Origin of the sequence: Cellulomonas sp. B6 (assembly GCF_001462455.1) — a bacterium.
Lineage (GTDB): Bacteria > Actinomycetota > Actinomycetes > Actinomycetales > Cellulomonadaceae > Cellulomonas.
Map to the genome: position 1 here is coordinate 1 of NZ_LNTD01000208.1, position 1544 is coordinate 1544.

2 protein-coding genes are annotated in these 1544 nt (G+C 75.8%); one reads left to right on the forward strand and one right to left on the reverse strand.

Annotated features, from left to right (window positions below; translation table 11 throughout):
- The first annotated feature begins 51 nt into the window (after positions 1 to 51).
- A complete protein-coding gene (locus tag ATM99_RS15970) occupies positions 52 to 966 on the forward strand; it encodes a FliA/WhiG family RNA polymerase sigma factor (protein ID WP_082659918.1) in 915 nt (304 codons plus the stop codon).
- Positions 967 to 974: 8 nt separating this feature from the next.
- On the opposite strand, the gene ATM99_RS15975 is transcribed toward ATM99_RS15970, so the two are convergent.
- The coding region (locus ATM99_RS15975) for a murein hydrolase activator EnvC (protein ID WP_369798103.1) at positions 975 to 1544 on the reverse strand (570 nt) is incomplete at its 5' end.

Consider the following 1544-nt stretch of genomic DNA (forward strand, 5'->3'; position numbering starts at 1 on the left):
CAGGGATCCCTCACCCTGCCCGCACCGCACCCCTCACGAACGGAGCCGACGATGACGGCACTGCAGGACGCCCTCGCCGGCGCCGGTACCGCCACGGTCGCACGCGCCTACGCACCTGGTACGGCGCCCGCGGGCATCGTCCCCACGCAGCGGTCCGCGGCGCCGGCCCGGAGCCTCGCGGCCGTGCCGGAGCGCGCCGACGCGGCCGAGGTCGAGGTGCTGTGGGAGCGGTACACCACGACGCACTGCCCGCAGGCGCGTGAGCGGCTGATCCTGCACTACGTGCCGCTGGTCACGGCGGTCGCGGGGCGCATCGGGATGCGGCTGCCGTCGACCGTCGAGCACGCGGACCTGGTGTCGTACGGCATGTTCGGCCTGATCGACGCGATCGAGAAGTACCGGACCGACCGTGCCGTGAAGTTCGAGTCGTACGCCTCGTCGCGCGTGCGCGGCGCGATCATCGACGAGCTGCGCGCGATGGACTGGGTGCCGCGGTCGGTGCGGACGAAGGCCCGGGCCGTGGACCGCGCGTACGGCGAGCTCGAGGCGACGCTGCACCGGGCGCCGACCGAGGCGGAGGTCGCCGAGCGGCTCGAGCTGCCCGTCGGCGAGCTGCGTGCGGTGTACTCCCAGCTCGCGTCGGTGAACATCGCGGCGCTCGACGAGCTGCTCGCGGGCAGCGACGACCGGCCCGGCGCGGCCACCCTCTCCGACACCCTGGGCGACCGCCGTGCCGAGGACCCGGCCGGCTGCGTCGAGGCGCAGGAGACCAAGTACCTGCTCTCGCGGGCGATCGAGTGCCTGGGTGAGCGGGAGCGGCTCGTCGTCGTCCTGTACTACTACGAGAGCATGACGCTCGCCGAGATCGGTCGCGTCCTGGGCGTGACGGAGTCGCGGATCTCGCAGATCCACACGGCCGCGATGACGCGGCTGCGGACGCGCCTGCTGGACGCCGAGCGGGCCTGACCCGGGAGTCAGTCGACCGGCAGCAGGACGACGGGTCCGAGCCCGGGCAGCAGGGCCCACGGGTCGAGGTAGACGTCACCCTCGCGCACGCCCCAGTGGACGGCGTCCGCACCGGTGCCGTCCGGGCCGGCGTGCGCGCGACCGGTGACCTCGCCGATCTCGTCGCCCACCTCGACCACGTGCCCCGCTGCCACGCTCGCGGCGACGGGCTCGAGGCTGGAGCGCCGGCCGTCGGGGTGCTCCACGGTGACGACGCCGCGGTCGACCACGCGCCCGGCGAACGTGACGACCCCGCGCGCCGGCGCCAGCACCCGGTCGCCCTCGACGGCGGCGAGGTCGACGCCGCGGTGCCCCGCGAGCCACGGCCGCGGGGGAGCGTCGAACTCCCGGACGACCGTCACGGGCGGCGCGAGCGGCGGCCGGTAGACGACGGGCGGGGCAGGTGCGTGCGGCGTCCCGTCGGCGCTCGTCGCGACGGCCAGCGCGAGGTAGGCGGCGCAGGTCAGGACGACCGCGGCGGCCGCTCCGCGGACGTGACGGGGGCGACGGGCGGCGGGTGCGTCGGCAGCGGGCATGCC